Source organism: Methylocella sp. (genome assembly GCA_037200525.1).
Classification (GTDB): domain Bacteria; phylum Pseudomonadota; class Alphaproteobacteria; order Rhizobiales; family Beijerinckiaceae; genus Methylocapsa.
Genome location: JBBCGG010000001.1, coordinates 1,615,575 through 1,637,131, shown reverse-complemented (window position 1 = coordinate 1,637,131; position 21,557 = coordinate 1,615,575). Strand labels below are relative to the sequence as shown.

The 21,557-nt window shown below is 58.4% G+C and carries 25 protein-coding genes; 7 read left to right on the top strand and 18 right to left on the bottom strand.

Going from position 1 to position 21,557, the window contains the following annotated elements:
• Positions 1-63: 63 nt before the first annotated feature.
• From WDN46_07870 to WDN46_07845, 6 genes are all read left to right on the top strand, one after another.
• Positions 64-684 (top strand): aspartyl/asparaginyl beta-hydroxylase domain-containing protein, encoded by a 621-nt coding sequence (locus WDN46_07870; GenBank protein ID MEJ0093342.1) that lies wholly within the window; start codon positions 64-66, stop codon positions 682-684.
• Positions 685-1,318: 634 nt separating this feature from the next.
• The gene (locus tag WDN46_07865; GenBank protein ID MEJ0093341.1) at positions 1,319-1,609 is read left to right on the top strand and encodes a hypothetical protein; all 291 of its coding nucleotides are present in this window, start codon (positions 1,319-1,321) and stop codon (positions 1,607-1,609) included.
• A complete protein-coding gene (locus WDN46_07860; GenBank protein MEJ0093340.1) occupies positions 1,609-1,995 on the top strand; it encodes a hypothetical protein in 387 nt (128 codons plus the stop codon). Before WDN46_07865 ends, WDN46_07860 begins: the two co-directional genes overlap by 1 nt.
• Entirely contained in the window at positions 1,964-2,356 is a 393-nt protein-coding gene (locus WDN46_07855) for a hypothetical protein (GenBank protein MEJ0093339.1), read from the top strand. Before WDN46_07860 ends, WDN46_07855 begins: the two co-directional genes overlap by 32 nt.
• A 136-nt stretch (positions 2,357-2,492) precedes the next feature.
• On the top strand, positions 2,493-3,680 hold the full coding sequence (locus tag WDN46_07850; protein MEJ0093338.1) for an aminotransferase class I/II-fold pyridoxal phosphate-dependent enzyme: 1,188 nt from the start codon (positions 2,493-2,495) through the stop codon (positions 3,678-3,680).
• An 88-nt stretch (positions 3,681-3,768) separates the two neighbouring features.
• Entirely contained in the window at positions 3,769-3,990 is a 222-nt protein-coding gene (locus tag WDN46_07845; GenBank protein MEJ0093337.1) for a hypothetical protein, read from the top strand.
• Positions 3,991-4,252: 262 nt separating this feature from the next.
• Here WDN46_07845 and WDN46_07840 read toward each other — a convergent pair whose 3' ends face one another.
• The 11 genes from WDN46_07840 to WDN46_07790 form a co-directional block, all read right to left on the bottom strand.
• Positions 4,253-4,828, bottom strand: a complete 576-nt coding sequence (locus WDN46_07840) for a hypothetical protein (GenBank protein MEJ0093336.1) — start codon at positions 4,826-4,828, stop codon at positions 4,253-4,255.
• Between the two features lie 11 nt (positions 4,829-4,839).
• Positions 4,840-5,196: a hypothetical protein gene (locus WDN46_07835; GenBank protein MEJ0093335.1), complete on the bottom strand. Its 357-nt coding sequence runs from the start codon at positions 5,194-5,196 to the stop codon at positions 4,840-4,842.
• 38 nt (positions 5,197-5,234) lie between these two features.
• Complete coding sequence (locus tag WDN46_07830; GenBank protein MEJ0093334.1) at positions 5,235-5,687, bottom strand: hypothetical protein; 453 nt, start codon at positions 5,685-5,687, stop codon at positions 5,235-5,237.
• Entirely contained in the window at positions 5,684-5,965 is a 282-nt protein-coding gene (locus WDN46_07825; GenBank protein ID MEJ0093333.1) for a hypothetical protein, read from the bottom strand. The genes WDN46_07830 and WDN46_07825 overlap by 4 nt, the downstream gene beginning before the upstream one ends.
• Positions 5,962-6,147 (bottom strand): hypothetical protein, encoded by a 186-nt coding sequence (locus WDN46_07820; GenBank protein ID MEJ0093332.1) that lies wholly within the window; start codon positions 6,145-6,147, stop codon positions 5,962-5,964. The genes WDN46_07825 and WDN46_07820 overlap by 4 nt, the downstream gene beginning before the upstream one ends.
• A gap of 48 nt (positions 6,148-6,195) precedes the next feature.
• A complete protein-coding gene (locus tag WDN46_07815) occupies positions 6,196-6,813 on the bottom strand; it encodes a hypothetical protein (GenBank protein ID MEJ0093331.1) in 618 nt (205 codons plus the stop codon).
• On the bottom strand, positions 6,810-7,244 hold the full coding sequence (locus tag WDN46_07810; protein ID MEJ0093330.1) for a lysozyme: 435 nt from the start codon (positions 7,242-7,244) through the stop codon (positions 6,810-6,812). Before WDN46_07810 ends, WDN46_07815 begins: the two co-directional genes overlap by 4 nt.
• Positions 7,245-7,255: 11 nt before the next feature.
• On the bottom strand, positions 7,256-7,678 hold the full coding sequence (locus WDN46_07805; GenBank protein ID MEJ0093329.1) for a hypothetical protein: 423 nt from the start codon (positions 7,676-7,678) through the stop codon (positions 7,256-7,258).
• Positions 7,679-7,693: 15 nt separating this feature from the next.
• The gene (locus WDN46_07800) at positions 7,694-9,121 is read right to left on the bottom strand and encodes a hypothetical protein (GenBank protein MEJ0093328.1); all 1,428 of its coding nucleotides are present in this window, start codon (positions 9,119-9,121) and stop codon (positions 7,694-7,696) included.
• 798 nt (positions 9,122-9,919) lie between these two features.
• Positions 9,920-10,693 carry a phage regulatory protein/antirepressor Ant gene (locus WDN46_07795; protein MEJ0093327.1) on the bottom strand — a complete coding sequence of 258 codons (774 nt, stop codon included), beginning with the start codon at positions 10,691-10,693 and terminating at the stop codon, positions 9,920-9,922.
• Between the two features lie 2 nt (positions 10,694-10,695).
• Complete coding sequence (locus WDN46_07790; protein MEJ0093326.1) at positions 10,696-11,070, bottom strand: hypothetical protein; 375 nt, start codon at positions 11,068-11,070, stop codon at positions 10,696-10,698.
• Between the two features lie 1,013 nt (positions 11,071-12,083).
• Here WDN46_07790 and WDN46_07785 point away from each other — a divergent pair.
• Positions 12,084-12,305: a type II toxin-antitoxin system HicB family antitoxin gene (locus tag WDN46_07785; GenBank protein ID MEJ0093325.1), complete on the top strand. Its 222-nt coding sequence runs from the start codon at positions 12,084-12,086 to the stop codon at positions 12,303-12,305.
• 116 nt (positions 12,306-12,421) lie between these two features.
• On the opposite strand, the gene WDN46_07780 is transcribed toward WDN46_07785, so the two are convergent.
• The 7 genes from WDN46_07780 to WDN46_07750 form a co-directional block, all read right to left on the bottom strand.
• Positions 12,422-15,424, bottom strand: a complete 3,003-nt coding sequence (locus WDN46_07780) for a hypothetical protein (GenBank protein MEJ0093324.1) — start codon at positions 15,422-15,424, stop codon at positions 12,422-12,424.
• A 5-nt stretch (positions 15,425-15,429) separates the two neighbouring features.
• Entirely contained in the window at positions 15,430-19,068 is a 3,639-nt protein-coding gene (locus WDN46_07775) for a hypothetical protein (protein MEJ0093323.1), read from the bottom strand.
• 74 nt (positions 19,069-19,142) lie between these two features.
• On the bottom strand, positions 19,143-19,664 hold the full coding sequence (locus WDN46_07770) for an HNH endonuclease (protein MEJ0093322.1): 522 nt from the start codon (positions 19,662-19,664) through the stop codon (positions 19,143-19,145).
• Positions 19,665-19,697: 33 nt separating this feature from the next.
• Positions 19,698-20,198 carry a GNAT family N-acetyltransferase gene (locus WDN46_07765; protein MEJ0093321.1) on the bottom strand — a complete coding sequence of 167 codons (501 nt, stop codon included), beginning with the start codon at positions 20,196-20,198 and terminating at the stop codon, positions 19,698-19,700.
• Positions 20,195-20,758, bottom strand: coding sequence for a hypothetical protein (locus WDN46_07760; protein ID MEJ0093320.1), 564 nt, complete (start codon positions 20,756-20,758; stop codon positions 20,195-20,197). Before WDN46_07760 ends, WDN46_07765 begins: the two co-directional genes overlap by 4 nt.
• The gene (locus WDN46_07755; protein MEJ0093319.1) at positions 20,755-21,267 is read right to left on the bottom strand and encodes an HNH endonuclease; all 513 of its coding nucleotides are present in this window, start codon (positions 21,265-21,267) and stop codon (positions 20,755-20,757) included. The genes WDN46_07760 and WDN46_07755 overlap by 4 nt, the downstream gene beginning before the upstream one ends.
• Positions 21,264-21,518 carry a hypothetical protein gene (locus WDN46_07750; GenBank protein MEJ0093318.1) on the bottom strand — a complete coding sequence of 85 codons (255 nt, stop codon included), beginning with the start codon at positions 21,516-21,518 and terminating at the stop codon, positions 21,264-21,266. The genes WDN46_07755 and WDN46_07750 overlap by 4 nt, the downstream gene beginning before the upstream one ends.
• Positions 21,519-21,557: the final 39 nt, after the last annotated feature.

The following is a 21,557-nucleotide window of genomic DNA, read 5'->3' as shown; positions in this document are numbered from 1 at the left end:
GGGGCACCTCGCTTAGGACGCTTATTTGGCTGACTAATACAAAGAACTTGAGGGGTAGATCTTATGGGTGACTTTAAACAGGCTTTTTTTGAGCTTAGCGATTTTCCCACACTAAAAGCGCTGGCTTCGGATTGGCTCGTGATGCGTGACGAGCTTGCCAATCTTCAAGCGCCGGTAATGGATATCGACCGCAACAAAAAAACTCACCATCAGGTTCGTGATGAAATTCTTCAGCGAACTCAGGCAGGTGAGAAGTACGGCTGGATAAAGGGCTGGGGACGGCCTCAGGGCAATACCGATTGGGTGCAATACGGTTTGGTAATCGACGACCTTGCCATGCCGTTTGCGAGCGCTGCTTTGCCGAAAACGGTGGCTCTGTTGCAGGGTATAAAAGGGCTTCATGTCGCCGCTCTTTCTCGGCTTGCGGCAGGTTCATTTCTGATGACGCACACGCATCCGGAACTGCCGGTAAAGGGGTTGCTACAAATGCATGTGACATTACAAGCACCTGATGACCGTAATTTCGCATACCTGAACGTCGCTGGAGAATTTCGGCACCATTTGAACGGAAGCGGTTATATCTTTGATGGATCTCTTGACCACTTTGCGGTAAATGCCTCCTATCAGGATCGGATAATCTTGTACTTAGAGTTTTCCAAAAAGAGATTAATGCGTCGAGAATAGCCTCTGAGCTTAGCTATTCAGTTGAGATGTTCGGCCGACTGGTGCCGTGTCCACGTGTAGCGCCACCAAGACCACAGGCCGCGGGAGACTGCATTCCGGACTGCCGCAGGGAGTTTCACACGGCCGCAGTGTTACCACGGGTAACTTCTTCTATGGAAAGTGAAATCGTCGTGTAACGCGGGCACCGTAACCTGGTTGCTAAGCTGGACAACATTGAGTAGCAAGCACGAAGGTTAATGGTGTTTCAAAAATTCGAAGGGAAGACCTACAAGGGCGAAGCCGTGGTCGTTTGGTTTCAGGACGTCGGAGTGTCCGAAAGCGGCAATTACGTGTCGCTATTCTGGTTGAATTCGCTCTCAACGAAGCCAGTACGATCGGTTTGCAAAAGCCTCACGCCGGTCGACCGCGCGTTGCAAGAGATGGACTTACTCGAAACTATGGGCGTTGAGACTGAAACGCTGCGTAGCGTTGCGAGCTAAGCCCCGCTTTTCGCGAGCGATGATAAAGGCTTATGGCGCTATCGTGACTATTTCGTCGATGAACCGCAACATGTCTGCATCGAAGGAGCCGCTGGCGCTTCAGATGGGGATGGGAAGCGCATTAGAAGAAACCTTCGAGAGCTGCGAGAAAACTGATGAGCAACGACAAGATCGTCGACTTCAAGAGGGAGGTCGACCGAACAAGAAGTAACGCTTTAAAATCGATTGGCGGCGGTGGCACATCTGAAGGTAAGGAAGCACACGTCGCCAGGCTTGAGCAAGATTTTCGGGAGATCAAGGATGATCTCAAAGCGATGCGGGTCGACATGTCTACGGTCCGTGGCCGAATAGAAACCCTGCCCACAACTTGGCAGTTAATTACCCTCGTATTCGGGATCCTGGGTGGTGCGTTTCTAATTTTGCACTTTGGCCTCCCACACTCCTGATGGAGATCTCACCATCTCTGCCAAATGCCGACTCAGTGCCGGGATTTTTTCAACCCGAAGTCTTATCGACCTACGAGGAGCGCCCTGGCTCTCCAAATATTCGACGAAGATGTTCAGGGCCCAAGCCAGCGGAAGGCGAGACGGGCGAGCGTCGGCTGTTCTCCTTTCTGACGACACAGTTGAGCGACGTGGTGCGCCCGATCCATGCCAAGGCTATCCCGGTGCTGCTCACGACGCCCGAGAAATGGGACACTTGGCTAGGCGGATCTGTCGATGAAGCTGCTCCCCTTCAACGGCCGCTGCCGAACGAAAAGCTGAGGATCGTGGGAACAGGACAAAAGGCCGACGAGCGGGGTGGTCGATTCCAGCGCAAAGCTCATCCTTGATGATTTTCCATTGCGTCGTCGCGAACTCCGTGAAGTCGCCGCGCCCGCAAGCGTAAAACGCTTAACGATTGAATATCGAATTCTTTTAGGCCGCAGAGGCTCCGCCAACCTCATTCCGACGGCGGCTTCGCCATTTGCGCAGCGCCCGGTCAATCGCAGTCAAGACGAGACCAAGCGCGAAGAACACCCCGAGAAAAACGGGCGCGTTGATGAACCAGAAGGCGGCATTAGCGCCGCCGCTCGAGAAATCGATGTAGAGCGCACTGAAGTTAGGCGCGCGGAAAAAGTTGCCTCCTTATCCGACGATGCCAAGGAAGCCGCCCGCGAGGCTGGGCTGGACGACAACCAGTCTGCGCCATGATGTCCCATCGCGCGCGTGGATGATGAGTGGTCCTTGTTCGCCCGAAACGGTGTGCGAGCGCGTCGAGCCGTTGATCGGTAAAACGTCTCAATCAAATCCGTCCGCACGGCCGGGAACTTTTTCAAAAGGCACAAACATGGATACCAGTGAGGCGACGAGCGGCGAATTGACCATCGCGCAACTTAGGGAACGCCGCAACGCGAAGTGGACTTTATATTCAGGCGACGTGATTCCTTGCTGGATCGCAGAGATGGATTTCGCGGTTGCTGGGCCGATCCAAACGGCGCTGGAGCGCATGGTTGGGCAGCAAGACTACGGTTACCCGCTGCGGGACGGCGCCGCTGCCAATCTATCGCTCGGCCGTGCGTTCGCTCGACGCATGCGCGCTCGTTACGACTGGGAAGTGGCAGCCGAAGACGTCACCGCCGCCACCAATCTCGTGCAGGCCAGCTTCGCGAGCGTGCTTGCGTTTAGCGAACCGGGCGATGGCGTAGTGGTGCAGACGCCATGTTACCCGCCTTTCCGCGAGGCCGTCCTCACCACCGGACGCCGCTTGGTCGAGGACCCGCTCGAAGACGATGGCACACGCTATGTGATGAAGCTCATTGGGCTAGACGGCAGAATCAATCCAACTACCCGCGTGATGCTATTCTGCAATCCGCACAATCCCACTGGCCGAGCCTTTAGCCGGGAAGAACTGGAAGCCGTCGGAAGGCTGGCTGTAGCACATGATCTAGTGATCGTGTCCGATGAGATCCATGCCGACCTTGTGTATCCGGGACAACGTCACATCCCGCTCAGCTCAGTTAGCTCGGAGATCGCCGCCCGCACTGTCACTATCACCTCCGCGACGAAAGGTTTCAACATCTCGGGCCTGACTTGCAGCATCATGCATTTCGGATCGCCCCGGCTGAAGGCGCGCTTCCACGCACGAGTGCCGCATCGATTGCTTGGCACGCCGGCGATCATGGGCGTCGACGCAACAGTAGCGGCTTGGGACGAGGGACAACCATGGATGGATCGCACACTTTCGAAGCTTGCGTCGCGGCGCGATCAGTTGCTTGGCCGGCTAGCGCGTGAGCTTCCCGAGGCGCGAGTTCACGCGCCCGAGGCAACATATCTTTCCTGGATCGATTTTTCAGCGCTGCATCTACCGATGCCGGCGGGACAGTTTTTTTTGCAGCGGGCCGGCGTCGCCGCGAGCCCAGGAGAAAATTTCGATCCTGCGGCAAGTCATTTCCTCCGCCTTAACTTCGCGACATCGTCTGAGATCCTCGACGAGATCCTGAACCGTATGGTGCGGGCTGTGCGCACAAATGCCTAAACTGCCCCTGTTCGGACGCAGGGAAATTCAGAGAGCTGCTCGCTAGCATCGGCTTATTGAGTGGCCAGCTCCAGAAGCGCCGTTCGCGATGCGCGGATGTCGGGCAAGGCTTGAACTTTACGCGCTTCGGCCAATTCACGCCAAGGCCATGCCGGTGCTGCTCACGACGCCCGACCAATGGGATACGTGGCTCGAGGGATCGCTCGATCAAGCGCTTGCGCTTCAACGGCCGCTGACGCACGAAAAGCTCAGAGTTTGTGCGACAGGCGACAAAACGGACGCGGCTGGCAGTCACGTCCCTGGCTTTTGATAAGGAACCCCCGCTCGCCAGGGTCTAAACAGCGGCGGGGGCAGTTATCACTACCGGGACACGATCGTTGGGCCTCGAAGAGAGTCTCATGCAAAGACATCAAGGGGGTGGCGAAACGGCCCGGCTCCCAGCGCGGGTGCAACCCACCCCACCGCGCTTCTTGACCAGACTGGAGCCGGCAGACCGCCCAGCCTAGTCGATCAACGCTTATGGAGCAGCGATGTTACGACGTGATTTCATTTGCGAAAAACACGCTCCGCGCCTACTCGATCTTCGCGGTCCACCTATGCCCGGTCGTCGTCGCTGTGACCGTAATCGCCTCGGTCGAGACCGGTCCCGTGCCCGTGCTATAAACCCCACAGGGGGCTAGCTCGATCGAGCCGCCTGCCGTCGTAGATGCAGCAGCCGTGAAGTTGATGAAGAGGCTCTCGGCCGTCGTGATATTTTGCGAAGCGGCTGTGCACGGATTCTCGATGAAGATCGTCATTCTAGCAGAGACCGACGCGACCAAAGTCTGAGAGGTGCCGCCCGTCGTTACCGCGCCGCTGCGATCCGTCAGCGTCTTCACGTTGGGGACGATAGTGACCGCAACAGCCTGAGCCAGCGGAGTTGCGCCACCCAGAGGCTGACTGATCGCGCCACCGCCGCCACCTCCTCCACCACCCGTGCAAGCGGCGCCGGTCTCGTCGATTACCGGAATGCCCTGACTACCCGGATTATAGATCGCCGGCAGAGAGTCGCATGAGGTGACAACGAACGCGCGCATTTGCGCATGAGCCGCAGCCGGCGCCAGCGCCAGCATCGCAAACAAAAGGACCTTGACCACCAATCTAGTCATTGCAGGCGTCCTCATTTTATGTGCGTCAGCAGCCAAGCGCCCACGCCGGACGCCAAACCCCCTCCAAGTCCACCCAGGAGCGAGTTTCGTATGTTCCGCGCGTCGGCGCCTTTGCGTTGGTTCTCGCTGGCTATGAGCTGATCGAGGTCCTCGCGCATATTCTCTACGGATTCAAAGCGATCGATGAGCGCTTCGAACTTCGCGACAAACCGCTCGAGATTGAGGGAAAGCTGGGCTAGCGGCTTAATCCCCTCTTCGAGATTTCTGATCCTGGCTTGGTTGTCCGATGTGAGTGCAACCATTTCTTTTTCCCACGTCCAGCGCTCGTTGAGCAGCCGGTGTTCACGATTTTCGCCTTCGTCCGCCATTTCGAATTATCCCCTGAAAGCCTTCCTCGGCGAACTTCTTAGGTGGTCACGAGACCTGCGGCCGCCGGCGGCGCGGCGATCGGCGCGGGCGATACAACGACAGGCGCGGGATTGCTCTCGACGCTCGCCTGATAGGCGCCAATCGTGCTGAGGGCCAACGCCTTCACCTCATCGGGAGTGATGCCCAACTTCGCGACAACGGGCCCGGCATTAGCGATCGCGGCGTTAGCGACCCGCGCCACCTGCGGCGACTCGACGTTGACGTTGATCGTCGAGAGCTTGTCGACGCCTTCGCCGACCATGCGATGCACTTCGTCCGCCATCGCCTTGCGCACGAGATCCATCTGCGAACTGGAGATCTGGATCTTGAGATATTTACGCGCGAGATTCCCCACGGCGCCGAGTCCCGCGAGGATCACGACCGCCGCGACGTCCTGGATGGCGGGCTTCAGAAATTCAACGACCGGCCCGATGCTTACGAGCGTGTTCATGTCAGCGTCTCCGTGGGATGGACGATGCTGCGCACATCCGCTTGGAGCATGAGCAGAACCGTAACAGGATCTATGGCGTGGTAGCGTTTGGCGAGCGGGATGGGCCACCAGCCGCAGTGACGAAGCGAGTCGGCGATCGAGGCCGAGCAGATCAGTTTACGCGGATCATGCAGGCCGCCGTTGAACGTCGCGAACCCCAGAATGGCCTTCATGTCGTATTGCCAGCCGATGCGATATTCGAGGAAGGCCACCCAATGGGCGTACATTTCCGGCGTCATTTGAGATCGACGAAGATTTGTAACGTGTCCTCTGGCGCGTAGTCGCCGGGAAGGCGTTGCACGCCGCCTTGGGTCAGCGCCGCGATGATCGTGCCATCGGCCATCACCGCTTCGACGTGGCTCACCGCGGCCATATTGTCGAAGCGGATCAAGCGCGAAAAAAAGTCATCCTTCGTTGTCACGAAGCGAATTCTTGCGGTGTTCGCGGGCGGAACGGGAACGATCAGCTCCTACTTGATCGGCGAAGCAGCGAGAGCCGCGAGCGAAGTTGCGCCCGTCAGGATCCCCGAGACGAGATCCTTCGCGGAGATGAGCTGGAAATTCGCGAGTGAGGAGCAACCGGCGACGATTGGCGAATTGGGCAACAGCGCGATTTCAAGATCCGTGATGATCTCGATATCCACGGCGAGGTGAATTTTCGGCATATCGCTAGCCACCGGGAGCGCCTGAACCTGCGCGACGAAGGCCTGAATTGGCGTCCAGCAAGCCGCCGTTATCGTATTTCCGGCGGCCTTGGCGACAGTCTGAGCCGCGGCCAAATCCGCGGCGGCGTCGCTCGTGACCCAAGCGCGAACCTTGTCGACCATTTGGTCAGGTGACTGGAGGCCGGTCTCGTTGAGGCCGAGCGGATCGAACGGCAGCGGGATCGGGAGCTTCGAAGTCGTCGCGGCGGCATCGCCATTCAAACCGAGCGGGTCGATCGGGAGCGGCAGCGGCAATTTCGCTTTCGAGGCGGCAAAGGAAGGCGACGCACAAACCAGAGCGGCGCAACAAATGGCGACAATCAAGCGAAATCCACGCATCGTTTTGGTTCCTTTCGTGAGGGGAAGAGCACGCGCGAGTCTCATGCGGCGACTCCCAAAAATTGCTCTCGCTCGGCTTCGCGGCGACCCTTCAACTCTGATGGGTGATCCCACATCAGGAAGGCATTCGCCGCGGCCTCTAAATTGCCGGCATTGATCATGTGGACGACGGTCGATCCGACGAAGCCATGCGCGCCGATGTTGAAGGCAAGCGAAACGCAAGCGTCGAACTGATCTTGGCTGATGCTAACGCGGATCGCCCGATTGACTGCGGCGATTTCCGGCGCGAGATCGGTATGGAGGATTCGCATTTCCTCGTCGGGAGTGATGGTCATCCCGGCATGAACCGATGGCGGACTCGCGCGGCCCGTATGGCCGACGCCGATGGTCCAAATCCCGCGGCTGTCGCGATAGGCCTGGAGCCGCGATCCCTCGCGGGCGATCAAGGCCTGCAAGCCCTTTTCGGAAATGTCCATTATTTCACCTATTAAGGCTTATCGCCTTCGAGGATGTGCCAAGCCGGCGTCACAACGTCGACCGTGTAGACGACGCCGATTCGATCCTTGATCAGTTTGATTTCGTCGATCTTCAGAGGCTCTTCCGGGTGGGCGAAAATATTCCGCGCCAGTTCGCCGCGACGAACTTTCTCGGTGCCGGCCAAAGTCTCATCACCCCGTGTCGCGATCAGCAATGCGTTGATCGCAACATCGCCCAACGTGATGAGCTTGCCCTCGACGCTAGGAATCGGCTTATTCGTCGTGGGATCGATCGGCGCGGGCTCGCGCAACTCGTCGCCGCGCGCGCCATGCAGCACGGCCTGGAACGGAATAACGCGGCCGTCGCCATCGGCCATCGCTATCGTCGAAAGGGAGAGCCCGAGAATCACTGCAATGAAGGCTGTTTTGATCATCTACTGTTCCTTTGATCAGTACGAAGGGACGAAGTGCTTGGCGCCGGTCGTGTCTAAAACCGTCAGCCATTCCTTGATGGTCGTGCTGGCGCCGGTCGGTCCGAGCGTCGTCATCGTCGTCGCTACAGTTCCATTGGCCGTGAAACTGGCGGCTGACACCTCGAGAGGACTCATGAATTCGATAACGCCAGCGGGGCCTTTGGCTCCGATCTGCATCGTCACGCTGGCGTCGCCGCCAAAGCCCTGAGGCTCAAGGACAATGGGCGCGCCCGTTGCTGACGGTAGAAACTCAAAACCGTTTACATCGATGTTGCTGGTCGGAATTATTAGATTGATTCCGCCGCCGCCGTTTTGGATGATGAATCCGTTGTCGCCGATCGTGATATCTTGAACTGAAGCAGCGTTATCGACTTCGAATGATAAGAATGCGCCAATGAGGTCTACGGTGCAGTTGGCGGGATAAGATGCAGTGTTATCGCAATACTGCTGCTTGAATCGGGAGCCGCGCGGGAACTGCATGAGCGTTCCGCTTTGCCCAGCCGTCATACCGTCATTGCCCTGCAGCGCGTTGTATCCGGCAAAAATACCCTTCAGGAAAGTCGCGCCGTTGTTTTGAATATCCAGGGCCGCTCCGGCCGGTTGCGGAAGCGCGTCATACAGCCCTGTCTGCACATTGAGGCAAATTTGCCCCGGCACCGTCAGACATCCGCCGCCACTCAGCAGCCTGAGTCCCGCGCTCCCGTGCCCGCTAGCAAACTCTAGATTGTACGAATCAAACCCGACCGATCCACTTGTCCTAAAGTCCGTGATATTCCACTCGCCAACCGAGCAGCTCGCGGCGCCCGGATAGATCCGGCACTCGCCGTATTGAGCAAATGCTGCATTCAGCACGCTCGGTTTGTCATTAAAGCCGAAGAAAATCGCACCAAACGCCGAGCCGGTCGTATCCAGGGTCCTACCCGCACCGGTCACTCCGACACCCGAAGGGCCAGACTCCGCTAGTACATTTCCCACATTGCCAAAGGCGTATTTGCCCCCGGAAAATGGATTAGAGCCAAGAAAATCCCCCGTCGAGGGCACAAACGCAGTGAGCTGCCCTTGAACAAACAGCGTGCCGGTGGCGACCGCCGCTCCGTTGATCGTTGGAGACGAAATCGTTGGGGATGAGATTTGCGGCGCGGAAATTGTAATTCTGCTTGGCAGCCCAAAGGTGTGGGCTACCGAATCGACCTGCCCGGTCGCAACCCACTGCGTTCCATCCCACATGTTGTCAATGACGGGATTGGCCGAAGTGTTGCACCAATGCTGAAAGAGTTGCGGGCCGATCGGCGCCGTAGGACCGCTGAAGCAGCCTGCGATAGATTGAAGCGCCGGATTGAGAAAATTGCCGTTCAGCTCAGAAAGAGGAAACGGCACGCCCGGCTGCGGATTGACGATGGGCATCGTAATGCTGGCCTGCGTCGCCGAGGCCGGCTCCACGCTTGACCCGATCGCAACGCAAGCAAGTGCGAGGACAGATGAACGAACCAATTTAAGCATGACGGTTGTCCTGCTATGGGCTCGCGAATTCTGTCCGCTCGCGCCTCCTTAGATGATGATTGCTGGGGGTTGTGGCGAGCTCGCTGCTGGTCTGCGCCACGTGTCGTATATAGCCTGAGATCAGACGATTGTCACTGTCAAAAGGCCCTACATCCTCAACGATGCAGTGAGATTCGCGAACGGACTTCCCGCATTGAAGGTGTTCGTATTCGTCCCATCGCCATTTTCGAGCGCTTGAATAAAATGCGATCCAAGCTGAGGCGAAATCGCATTCATAACAAAAGGGTTTCCGGTGACGACGACGGGGGCGTTAGTCGCCGCCCTGACTACTCCCGTGGTTCCGAAAAATGCGGTGATGCTGTCCACTCCGAATCCTATCCCCGACGTTGCGCCCTCCGCCGCAGGGGTATCGATTCTGTTGGCGTAGCTCGGGCGGCGATAGGCGGAAGGCCATTCCCTGCTCCTGCACGGGGCTTACGAACGGAAAGGTATCGACACGTCCGACGCGGCGGGCGCGTCAGAAGTCGTCCTATTGCTTGATTGGGAGGTTGCGCCGCGCTCTGCTGGCCGGCAACCGAGGCGTCACTTGGTCGATCTACTCATCTGACCTGCGCCGATTCGGTTATAGCATGTGAGGCGGAGGCCCCAAAATGAGAGAGCCGCCCCGAAGGACGGCCCCGTTTGTCCGTGACCCGCGTGGGGTTAAGCGACTCGCAAGGCGGGCGGAAGTTCTTGAGCCAATCTCGTCAATCCTTTTGGCGTGATCCGCACTTGCGTTGTGATCTTTTCGGAGCCGTCCGATCGGTGAACGGTCGTCGTCTTGTGCTCGAGCAATCCGACCACGAGCTTGGATTGATAGGCGACGTCGTGATCCGTTCCGGGGCGCCGGTAAATCCAGCTGTGGTGACGTAAAAATTTGAATAGCTCGGTCGGGCGCACTTGTAGGGTCTTTGCCGAGTCTGTGATGCACAGCGAGCCGTCCGCTTCTGCGATGCGCTCAAGCGCGGCAATCTTCGGCGCCGCTGCGGCCTTATCGGCTTCCAAGGCCAGAACCTTTTCACTGTAGGTCAGCAAGAGGCCGCGCATCGCAGTCGGATCGTTCAAGACTTGGATTGGATCGATCGCCGGCCGGGCGCGAAGCTCCGCCTCCATCGCGTCGAACGCGTCTATATATGCCAGCTTCCATTTAAGCGCCTTTGCACCCGTGAAGCCCATGGCGATGACCGCAAACCCTTTTCGATCCATATCGTAGGATCTGTAGGTTTGACCGTTCTGAGCCTCAATATATGGGGTATGCGCAAAATTGCGCAGACCCAGGGTGGGTTCAGACGCGATCAGGTTGTCTATATCCCTCAGCACGTCGCGATGGTTCTTTGCAAAATAGGACGCGACGTCCCGGCTGTTGGCAAGAACGTCGCCGTTTTTGATCGCAACAACGGGCTGGCGCCCAGAGTTCATTTCGATTTCATCGTTCATGATCAGGCTACCCGGACGGCGTGCGGGGTCACGCGAATTTCGTGCAAGGCCGCGGCGATGGTAGTCAGAGCCTTCGTCAGGCTGAAATCCGGATGCTCGAAATCTACGATGCGCGGATATTTCACGATGTGCGCAGCAAAAGCCTCGACGCCGGCAATCGTGGTTGCGTTCGTTGCGAAGAGTCGTTTCTGCGCTTCGCCTTCGCGGGCGTAGATAACTTCGTAGGCTGCATCATCGGGGGAGCCTTCCGCTGCCTTTAAGTCAACGTTCGCTACCCTATGCGCTTCGATCAGCGCGAAGATCGGATCTGGCGACGGCGCCGCAACCGCAGCTAGAGCCGCGCCCGGCAGAAGCACGGCCGCTGGGGCGTAGCTCATAATCATACGACGGGACGGTCTATCCGTATGGATGCCGGATAGATCTCCGCATCTATCGGACGGTATGATATTATTTGTCTTAGCCATGGTTCGCCCTCATCTGGCGTTCTGGGGTTAGGGGGCGGCTAGTGCTGAAACACTTGACCGCTCCCGACATGATTTGTATAACCATTGGATATACATAATGTCAATCCACTGGCGATACAAAATAATGATCGAGAAGCGAAAAAAAACGTCAACTCTTGCGATCAGGGTCGAGCCAGATCTCAAAAGTGCAGCCGAAAAAGCCGCGTCTGACGACCATCGGTCTCTCACTCAGTTGATCGAGAAGCTTCTGACCGACTATCTTCGGTCTAAAGGGTACCTGAAATGATCTATCTTAATGCGCACCCGACTAGATGCGCGATCTTGTGAACTGATCGGATTGGGTAAAATCGATTGAACTGATCGGATTGGGTAAAATCGATCTCAAGGACCGCGTGAAATGACCGGCCCGCGCCGGTGCGCGTGTGCGATTGCCGTGAGCGCGGCTATTGCTCGAAGGCTGTTCCCTATCCAATTATTGCCCTAATGGGCAACGATACGGGCGAGAGCGCGTTTCTGGTTAAACTCGCGGTAACCGCGAGATTGTGGGCAATTTGGCTCTTGCGACAAAGGCCATTATATGAGCCTGGACGGCGCAATGAGGCGGAAGGCAATAACATTGTTGCCCTCACCACTATAAATGATGTATCTTAAAGGTATCGTCTGGAGGAGATTGCCTTTGTCTCAAGCGGTTAAACGCTTTGAGAATATGAAAAACAACCCTCGAGACAATTGGGATATACAAGATATTCAAGTGGTTTGTGACCACTTTGGGATTCAGTGTGAAGCTCCGACGCGGGGTTCGCACTATGACGTTTCCCATAAGTCTCAAGCAGCCATCCTTACGATCCCTAAGCGTCGCAAAATTAAGACAGTGTATATTAAAGCGTTTGTGGACTTTGTTGATGACGTGGTCAGGAGCAATTCCGATGGACAATCTTGATTATAGGATCGTTGTCCAGCCGCTTTCCGAAGAGGACGGCGGCGGCTTTATCGCGACTGTGCCTGATTTACCCGGCTGCATGTCCGATGGCGAGACTCAGGCGGAAGCAGTCCAAAACGTCCTTGACGCCATTCGGGTGTGGCAAGATCGCGCCCGCGCGATGGATCGACCGGTCCCGCGGCCAGCGCGTCAGTCTCAATACGCCTAAGTTAGCGGCTCTCGCGCGAGCGATCCGCGTCTAAGACCCCACCAGGGGCCGCTGTAGAGACATTTGCTACAGCGTAGAAGTCCGACCCCGCTTCCCGGCGGGGTTTTCTTTTTCGGTTATTGGTTCCTTGCGATCATCGGATAGGCAAGAAATGACCGAGTGAGCGTCGCCGCAGTCGTCTTGGCTGCTCTTTTGTCGGGCACGCTCTTGATGTACTGCCGCGCGCGATCGGGGTTCAGCAACGCATCAGACACAAGGGACTGCACGTCATGGATGCCCGCCAGTCGCAGGGCGTTCAGCATGTATCCACCCCCGGCCAATGCGGCGCCCGAAGCAGCGCCATGAAGGCCCCCCTGTTCAAGACCGGCCGAGCCAGCAAACAAGATGGCGGTCATAAGGGACGCCGGGGCGTGCTTTGCTTTGTTGGCTTGTTCGGTGTCTTGGGCCGTACCGGGCGATCCAGCGACTTTACTCCCCACCACTGACCGGTTGGCGCGATCGAGATCGGAAGCGACCGCGCGGAAGCCTTCCATCTCCTTCGGCGTGAACAACTGCGAGAGCACGGACGCACTTTGGCCGACGAGCTTCTTGAATTTGTCCGCGCTGATGGCTTTCTCGCCCGAGGTCCCCGCCTCTGTTTGCGTCATGAATTGCTTTGCCATCCAATCGGACGCGGCCTTTCGAAGGCCTGCTGCGGCGTCCGGATTACCCTGAGTCGCCTGCACCAATCGCTGTACCTGCGACACCCGATCGTCGGCGCTCATGATCTTGCCGAGGCGGTTTACAACCTCATCCGCGCTCTCGGCCCCCATCAATTTGCCAATGGCGCCAGATTGGAAAGCCTTTAGCGCGTCGTTTTTAGCTGTGACCGACTTCATTAAATCGTCGGTCGCCGTCGCGGCATTATCAAACCGTTTGCTGAAATCTGGGGAGGCCTCGTCCATGGCCCTGAGGGCATCGGCGTGCTGGCTCTTCCACATGGCGAGGGCGCTCGGCTGGAGAATCCCTTCGCCGTTAATGGCGCGCGTCCTGAGGCTTTCCATCGCCGCGTTCTGCATGGACTGAACTGCGTCTTGCGTCGATCCAGCGGCGGAATGGTAGGATTTAACCGCCTCGTAGCCTTTTGGGCCTGCCGGGAAGAGTTTGGCCGGGACCGCGCTGTTCGGAAGCCGATAGTCTCCGGCTGTTCCTGCCGAGCGCAGGACATCTCCGACCGGTCCTTTGGCAAAAGTCTGTTTGTTTTGCTTGGTCGCTTGGGACGCGGCCTTCAGTCTTGCTGCGGCGTCGGCGTCGAAGTTGGGCTGGAGTGCAGTCGGCGATATTCCCGAATCGCTCGGAGGATTTCTAAGTCCGCCTCTCCCTTGGCCCCCTGCTCCATGTACGCTAGAAAAGGCAACCGATCCTGCTCCGGCATCTCCGCCAAAACCTGTTGCAGTGCCTGTCCTAGCGTCGACTTGCTGTCCGGCATAAAAGTTGGCTTGCCACTGTTTTAGACGAGCGACCGCCGTCGCATCGGGATCCAACGCGCCCTGAGACACAGCATGCGCCTGGACCGCCGCGCGGTGTTCGATGGCGTTATTTATAGTATCTTGCACGCTCGACATCAATTGCGCCATGCGCGCATAAGCGGGCGTCGAGCCGCTTGTCGCCCGTTCCTGCCGCATCGCCGCCGCCAAATTGCTGCGTAAATCGGCTACCGTCTGAAATGGCTCGACCGGCCGGTAGGCCGTGATCAGACCGTTGAACGTTTTCTCGTCCGGCGAAATGAACGCCTGCGCCGTTGGCGATAGATCTCCGTAAATCTTCTGATTCGCCTGAGTGATTGCATTTGTCGGGTTGGCCAATGTGCCGTCCGGGTCGACCGCATTCCAAAGTTGGCGCTCGTTTGCCTTGGCCGCATCGTTGGCCGCGGCGATATGGCTGCGGAGATCTGCGCCAGTCAGTTCCGGGCCTGCGCCCGTCCCGATCCCAGAAGCCGCCGTTTGGGCCGCCGTTTTGGCCACATCGATCTGGCTCTGCGCCCTCGCGTCGAGTTGTCCCAACTGATCGGTTAAATGGGCCGAAACAGCCTCCGGATTGCCCGTCGGCTGCATTTCATTGAGCGTGCCAAGCCGCGCCGAATTTTGCTCTGCCGACCGTTGCAGATAGCCCGCAGGGTTCGTGGTGCGATCGCCCCGCTCCATCTGGCCGAGACCTTGATCGCCGGTTAATTGGAACGTCGTGGGTTTTGATCCGGGAACCAATTCGTCAGGATCGGACTGGGACAGGGCTTCTCTGAAAGCAGATGGGTCCTGAGCGCCTTGCATAAGCCGCTGTCCAGCAAGCCTTTCCTGCATGGCTGGTTTACCAATGGCCTTGAGGCCTTTGGCGACGACAGGCGCAGCGACATTCGATGCTGCTTCAGCAGCTCCCGCCGCTCCGGCCGCCCCGACGCCACCCGCGAGCGCGCCTGCGAACCTGGCATAAGGCTCTAGCGATGTCCCTTCTGTCATATTTCCAGCCGCTTCCGACCCGGCGGCGGGAGCAACTGCGCCGATCGCAAGCTTTTTGGCGGCATTCCCCGGCCCCGCCAACGCGACGGGAGCAAACTCACCCACCGTTTGGGAAAACCGACCTGCGCCCGTTTGCGGGGTATGAAGAATTGGATCAAGGCCGCTTTGAATCGCATTCGATGCGTCGTCTAGCGACGGGACGCCGAACGGACGATGAGCCTCAGCCTTCGCCTGGGCATCTAGCGTTTCTGGTGAAGCCGGGCCGAGCCCCAAAGCTTTGCGCGCCAGCCAATCGCCGCCGCTGACAATGGCGTCCGCGCCCATTTTGCCGATTGCGGCCGGTGCAAAAGGCGCAGCCGCGACGCCGCGGACGAGGCCGCTTGCGCCGCTCGCCACAACATCCTTTGCTGTATCCAACGCTGACGGCCCCGGAGGCCCTTCCCAAGGCGCGCCCTGAGCGAACGTCGCGTCAATGTCCGACAAGTCGTCAGGAGCAGCGGATGGGTCGTGCGCGCGCACAGTCAGCGGCGGGGCTTCCCCCGGAAAAGCGCGTGGCGGGGTGTAGGTAGGCCCGGCGGCTGGCGCGCCACTACCAAACGCTGCATCGATGTCAGAAAGATCGTCCACTTAATTTATTGTCCCAATTGGGCGGAAAAGGATGCGCCCGGCGCGATAGGTTGGATCGGAGACGAACTGTCACGCCCATTGAATTTGAACATCTGCCCTGGCTTTATTCCGCGTTTGGCAAACGCATCGGCCTGTTGAGGATTCATCGTAGAAGGAGCGACATAGGTCACGCCTTGCGTCCATTCGCTTGATGGCGGCAGGTCCATCCCTTTGAAATTGCCGATTTGTCGCTGCGCGGCCCGTATAAAGCCGCCCAGCGGATTCGCATTGCTCCACTGTCCATAGAAAGCTGACGGGCTCTGCCAACCTTGGGTCTGCGCCTTTTGCCAGTCCTGAACGAACGCCCGATTGCGCTCCATGAGGCCGAGGCCTTCGGCGATCAATTCATGGTTGGCCTGCGGCAGCAGTTCGGCATTCGGCGTGCCTTTATTTGCCAGCGCCTGAAATTCGGATTGAGCGAAACGGGGGTTCGCGGCTTTCAGCGTATCCAACGTCAGTTGAATGCCTTCTTTTCCGACCCATTGAACCGCTGCCGGATCACCCCCAAGGATGCGCTTAGCGAGATCGGGATAGCCGTATGATTGGGCAATCGCAGCGCCGGCCTGCAATTTCTCAGTGGTCGATCCGGATTGGAAAAGTTTGAAGGCCTGCGCCAAACTTTGAAATCGCGCAATTCCCTGATCCAAAACCGGCGCCTTGCCAACCATGTCGCTGAATTGGCCGTCCGCCTTGGCGAGTTCCTTCGCCCCTTCCCCAATTCCGGTCACTTTGGCTCCAGCCGGGACGTCCGGGACGGGATAGCCGCCGCCCTTCGGCGCAGCGGGAATGGAAGTCGTCACAGCGGCCGTCTTCGGATCGATCTCCATCGCTGGAGGCGTTCCTCCGATGGTTGGACCTTGTAAGGCCGCTGCACCGCCGCCCGGATTCTGACCCCCGAGATAGGCCACGCCGCTCGGGGACATAGCGGGCGCTAGTTCGTTCTTGACCTCGCCCTCCGCTCGCGCCACCGCCGCGGCCGCCCCAGCTTTGACTTGATTGAACCCAGGAAGGGGAACGCGATTGCCATTCACATCATAGGAGTAGCCCTGCGTCTCAATTTGATTGGCAGCGTCGCTATATTGTTTCGCTGTGTTCGCGAGCAACAGGGACGCCGCAAGCGCAAATGCTTTCTCACGCAACACGCGCGGGTCGAAGTTCGGATCGAGTTGAACCTGGGGATTTGCCGGGGCCGCGGATCCTGCGGATGGAGCCGAGGGCGCGATTGCTGATGCAGGCGCCGTAGGGCTCGACGGGCGCGATGACGCTGCTGCAGAAGTCGCGGCAGGGGCTTGGCTGCCACTAGGCGCTCCAAGCCCAGAAAATTTCTTGAGCGTCGACATCATGAGATCCAATTGGCCCTGCTTAATGGCGTTCTCGGTCTCAACCCCCTTCGTCTGCGCTCGAGCGAGGCCGGTGCTCGCCTGGTTCTTGCTACTTTCGACCATCGTTTGCAGCCCTTCAAGGCCGCCCTGCCCGATGTTCTGCCACGGATTGAGCGACTTGCCTCCCATGATCCCGAGGCCGGCCGCAAGCAATCCGAGCCGGGTGCTGTCCGATAGATCGAGACCAGCGAGGCCCTTATGATGCGCGCCGGTAGCCCCGATAGCCTTGTCGATCGGCGAAGGGGCGATCTCGTCAGCCGCGCCAGATGGAGGCGAAGCGCTCGCCCCGACCGGAGCGCCGGCGACGCCAGCCGCACCAAGGCCGCCGCCAGCCGGGCTATCGGCATAGGAGCTTGCGGACGCCGGAATGCTGGCGCCTGTTCCATTTTCGAATTGAGTAATGGCGCTGGCCACCGTCGAGCGGACCGCAGGATTGGTCATGTCGATCGGATCGTTGATCCCGACACCCAGCTTGCTTGCGACAAACCCAGCATAGGCCGTTGGATTATTGTCGCCGTCACCGGCTGGGGCCCATTTGCTCGCGATCGCCAGAGGCGTCGATACGCCCTTGCTCGCATAGCTCTGGAGATTTTGGTCAAGCGCTGCGGATCCGGCCTGCGGCGTGTTGAATGTCGCAAATCGGCCGTCCGAGCCAGTGTAACCGGGGAGGCTCTGCGTCCAGGCATTATCGATGAGGTTGCCAGGATTATTATTGCGGATTCCCCTCGGTGCGGTCGCCTGATCGATAGCGGCGAGTGCAGGCGCTGGACTTGGTTGCGGCGCTGCGGCGGCGCCTAGTCCAGGCGCGGAGGCCGTCTGGCTGACATCGGCAGGCGGCAACACGCCGTTAGCGGCGGGCGTGAAGCCAAGAGCCGTGGCTGGATTCGTCGCCGCGGCCGCGGCCAAAGGCGTGGTGTCTGGGACCTGAGTGTTCAGCGCATCCGGATCGAAGACAAGGCCGGTGACGCCGCCGCCATCGTCATAATGAGGCCGACGCATCACGCCGCCATCGCCGAGAACGGTTCCGCCGTCGCGATAGGCCGCAGCCGCCAGACCAGTCCCGCGCGGCACGCGGCCGCCGCGGTTGAGATCGTCAAGGCTGTCCTGCACCGCGTCGCTGACTGCATCGCCGGCGCTCGTATTCGAAAAGGCGTTGCCGAGGCCCTGGATGCCCTTGGCGATTCCCGCCATGTTCTGCCCCTGCTGCGCGGGCGTCTGTCCCGGCGCGGCGCCCGACGATCCCTGCGGCATGGTATGGCCGATCGGCAGCGACGGTGTTGGAACCCAGGAGCCGCCGCCGAGCCCAGCCGGAACGCCCTGCGTTGGATCGAATGCGGGCTGAAGCACGCCGCCGCCGAGACCGCCGCCGTTCGCATAGGTGACGCGGCCGCCGCTCGCCAGGAACGATCCAAGGCCAAGCAGGCCGCCCGCGATGGTCGACCCGGTATTTCCGCTCTGCTGTTGCGTCTGGCCGGTCGTCGTGCCTCCGGATTGCGAACCGATGCCCTCGACGATATTGGCCAGCCAGCCCGTCGTCTGGAAGGGATAGGCGAGCTGCTGCAAATATTGGTTGTAATTTGCGGTGTCCTGAGCCTGCGTCGTCTGCTGTTGCAGCGTGCCCGCGTTCGTTTGCGCGTTGGCTTCGTTGAGGTCTTCCGTCTGCTCCGTTTGGCCGAGCGTGCCGAGTTGCTGGCTCGCCGCGAGCTGACGCGCCGCCGTATTCTGCTGAGCGCCCAAATCCGTCGTTTGCTGATTATTAAATTCGGACTGAGCGTTTTGGAAATTCTGATTATTCAGGCTGGCGACAGTCGCATTCGTCGCGATATCCTGCTGACCGGCCAGCGCCGCCTGTGCGACGCCCGCCCGATCGCCTCCGAACGCGCCGGCTGAGATGGAATTGCCCTCGAGCGACGCAGCCTGTTGCTGATTCTGGTTATTGATTTCGCCGAGCGTCGTGTTGACGACATCGCTCTGATAGGGCGATTCGAATTGCGCAAGCGCCGCGCCTGAATATTGCGTCGGATTGATCGCTGCAGCGCTGGCGCCGGCGAGGCCTGTGGCCTGCGCGTTATCGGCGTCTTGAACGCCCGACGCTGCGTTGATCGCGTTAATGCCGGTCGTTTGCTGCTGATTAACCGGCGCGACAAGTTGCCCAGTGAACGGCTGATAGGGCGTGGCGGCGTCCTGCTGCGCCTGCGACACGACCTGATCGTAATTTTGCATAACATTAGGCGGCGGCGAAAAGCTCTGCGACGTGTTTGATTGGCTCGAAGGTTTGCTTCCCATGGTCGTTGCCTCTAATCGAAACGCGCGAAATTGCCGTGCACACTTCTCGCCCGATCACAGTACGCCAAATGCGCCTCTTCAGCCGTATCAAACACCCCAACGTGCAGGTTAATACCGCCCACCATAATTTGGGCCTTGAACCTTCCCCTAAAGAAAGAGACCCCCTTTAGCCCCACGGCGTTTCCGGGAGATCTCCTGTTCATGCGATTTTGAGAGGAAGACGCTCTACGCAGATTCTTCCAACGATTATTGGAGCCGTCGAGATCGTCGTGATCGCATTCTGGATCCGGCCATTCGCCGGTCATATAGAACCACGCGAGACGATGCGCGTAACGCAGTTCGCCATCAATTCGAATCAGTATGTAGCCGAGAGACTCGCTAAAGCATCCGGCGATCTTGCCAGCGTGCTGCGCGTTCCACGCCTTGTCAGTGCGTGCAAATTTTTCTCTGACGGGCCTAGGCAGCCACGTGCAAATCCCGGTCTCGGGATCGTAGACCAGAACCTCTAGCAGTCGCTCACGGGTGAGTGCCATTTTGATTTGATCATCCAGCCAATCCCGCCCGGATTAAGCCGCGTCCTTTTTCGACGCACGGTAGTTGAAGAAAACTCCCCCGACAGGCAAAAGCCTTTCGTAGAGACGTTTCTTCGCCTCAAGCCTTGTGTCGGAGATTACCCCAATAAGCAGATCAAGACCAGTTTGGTCGGCGGCATGCTTTGCGAATTGGATCATCCGTTTGGCATAATCAGATTTGCGATAATCAGGCCGCACGAAGTTAAACAATTCCAAAAGCTGCATTTCGTCGCTGTAATAAACGGGGCAAATTTCCAAATAGATTACCGCTCTAATATCATTTGAAGGCCCGATAACGCCGATGATCGCATTTTGCCGATTGACCCCGCGCCAAATGACATTTTTAGCTTTTTCTTCGGAGAATTCGTGCTGTCCGTTTTCTTGGTGAAGAACGCAGCAAATTCGAAATATCTCTTGATAATCATCCGTCGTCGCGATTCGGAGGACATTATCGATATCCTGAGCACTCGCCTGATCAGAATGCGCTTCGGTCATTTTTTCACCGGCCCCGGCAGTTTCTTCAAATCCTTGATGTTATTTTTGCGCACTTTCTTGACGAACTCGTCGAGGATTTCGTGACCGAGCTTTAAATTCCCCTGCCCAATCGCAAGAACCACTTCCGGGGGAACAACATGCTCTCCGCCGGCGGCCATAATATCGATCGGCGGACCGCCAACTTCGACGTGGCCGCCTTTGGCGCGCAGGAGCGACCGCTCGGCATGCACTTGGCCCGGAATCGTGTGGCCTTTGGCAAGATCGGGAGACTTTACGCCAAACGGTGCGGCGTCGGGCGAGAAAGGCGCGGAGGAAAACAGCTTAGCCAGCGCGTTATGCCCGGCAAGGGAGTTTCCTTCGGCCCCAGGGAGCCCGCTGACGACATCGGCCGGGATCACATAAGAGCCAGCCGGGACCGATATGGGCAAAGTGTCCGTGCGACCGCCATCAACGCCATGCAAGGGGCCGACGACGCCGCCCGATGCGAAGTGTTGCCGCTTGCCCATGCTGAGGGCAAAGCGAACAGCGCCGTTTTTCGCCCTTTCCGTCGGATTGCTCATGCGGCCCTCGCATATTCACCGAAGTGCTCCGCCGCAGCTGCGATATATGCGGCATGAGCATCCTCTCGGGTATCAAAGCAACCGAGGTAAATCCGTCTACCCCGGACCTGAATACGTGCCCACCACTTACGATCGTCACTGTGCCGCGAAACGCCCTTGAATGATGAACTGCTATCGCGCCTCAGCGACGTATTCGCCATATTTTGACCGTTGGTTGCCTCACGCAGATTCGACCATCTATTATTGCTCTTATTCAGATCCCAGTGGTCGACTTGATGTTCGGGCCACCGGCCGGTCATGTAGAAAACTGCTAATCGGTGTGCGAGATATCGAAGCCCGTCAATTTGGATTCTTACATATCCGTTAGATTGAATATCGCCAGCCTCATCCCCAACCTGGATATGGCTTTTTGGGGCTGTCTTCTCTCGCCAAATCCAGAGTCCGGTCTCCGGATCGTAGTGAAGCACTTCCTTCAGCCGCTCATGCGTAAGCAATTCTTGCTTCGTCAAGCCTGCACCCCTTTAAGCAATTGGCCGACAATCACTGTCGGCGAGCGCGCCTTGTAATTCAAAATATCCACCGCGCCGGGCGCCGTCGACAAGACCGGCGCCGTTCCGCCGGCAAATTGCCAGTTCGTTCCGAAAATCAGCGTTCGTCCGCCGGTCGCATCCTGAGTGATATAAATCGACCCGGCCTGCCCTGCTTTAGCGTTCGTGGGATTCGCCAATTCCGCGTTCGTCGTCAGCGTCAAACCGTTCACGACCCTTACTCCGTCGCCGGAAGAACTTTCCGTTTTGCT

Bases quoted from the DNA above. Each gene is read 5' to 3' on its own strand.
- WDN46_07870 (MEJ0093342.1), top strand. From the start codon at position 64: ATGGGTGACTTTAAACAGGCTTTTTTTGAGCTTAGCGATTTTCCCACA.
- WDN46_07865 (MEJ0093341.1), top strand. From the start codon at position 1,319: ATGAGCAACGACAAGATCGTCGACTTCAAGAGGGAGGTCGACCGAACA.
- WDN46_07860 (MEJ0093340.1), top strand. From the start codon at position 1,609: ATGGAGATCTCACCATCTCTGCCAAATGCCGACTCAGTGCCGGGATTT.
- WDN46_07850 (MEJ0093338.1), top strand. From the start codon at position 2,493: ATGGATACCAGTGAGGCGACGAGCGGCGAATTGACCATCGCGCAACTT.
- WDN46_07845 (MEJ0093337.1), top strand. From the start codon at position 3,769: ATGCGCGGATGTCGGGCAAGGCTTGAACTTTACGCGCTTCGGCCAATT.
- WDN46_07840 (MEJ0093336.1), bottom strand. From the start codon at position 4,828: ATGACTAGATTGGTGGTCAAGGTCCTTTTGTTTGCGATGCTGGCGCTG.
- WDN46_07835 (MEJ0093335.1), bottom strand. From the start codon at position 5,196: ATGGCGGACGAAGGCGAAAATCGTGAACACCGGCTGCTCAACGAGCGC.
- WDN46_07830 (MEJ0093334.1), bottom strand. From the start codon at position 5,687: ATGAACACGCTCGTAAGCATCGGGCCGGTCGTTGAATTTCTGAAGCCC.
- WDN46_07825 (MEJ0093333.1), bottom strand. From the start codon at position 5,965: ATGACGCCGGAAATGTACGCCCATTGGGTGGCCTTCCTCGAATATCGC.
- WDN46_07815 (MEJ0093331.1), bottom strand. From the start codon at position 6,813: ATGAGACTCGCGCGTGCTCTTCCCCTCACGAAAGGAACCAAAACGATG.
- WDN46_07810 (MEJ0093330.1), bottom strand. From the start codon at position 7,244: ATGGACATTTCCGAAAAGGGCTTGCAGGCCTTGATCGCCCGCGAGGGA.
- WDN46_07805 (MEJ0093329.1), bottom strand. From the start codon at position 7,678: ATGATCAAAACAGCCTTCATTGCAGTGATTCTCGGGCTCTCCCTTTCG.
- WDN46_07800 (MEJ0093328.1), bottom strand. From the start codon at position 9,121: ATGCCCATCGTCAATCCGCAGCCGGGCGTGCCGTTTCCTCTTTCTGAG.
- WDN46_07795 (MEJ0093327.1), bottom strand. From the start codon at position 10,693: ATGAACGATGAAATCGAAATGAACTCTGGGCGCCAGCCCGTTGTTGCG.
- WDN46_07790 (MEJ0093326.1), bottom strand. From the start codon at position 11,070: ATGAGCTACGCCCCAGCGGCCGTGCTTCTGCCGGGCGCGGCTCTAGCT.
- WDN46_07785 (MEJ0093325.1), top strand. From the start codon at position 12,084: ATGGACAATCTTGATTATAGGATCGTTGTCCAGCCGCTTTCCGAAGAG.
- WDN46_07775 (MEJ0093323.1), bottom strand. From the start codon at position 19,068: ATGCAAAATTACGATCAGGTCGTGTCGCAGGCGCAGCAGGACGCCGCC.
- WDN46_07770 (MEJ0093322.1), bottom strand. From the start codon at position 19,664: ATGGCACTCACCCGTGAGCGACTGCTAGAGGTTCTGGTCTACGATCCC.
- WDN46_07765 (MEJ0093321.1), bottom strand. From the start codon at position 20,198: ATGACCGAAGCGCATTCTGATCAGGCGAGTGCTCAGGATATCGATAAT.
- WDN46_07760 (MEJ0093320.1), bottom strand. From the start codon at position 20,758: ATGAGCAATCCGACGGAAAGGGCGAAAAACGGCGCTGTTCGCTTTGCC.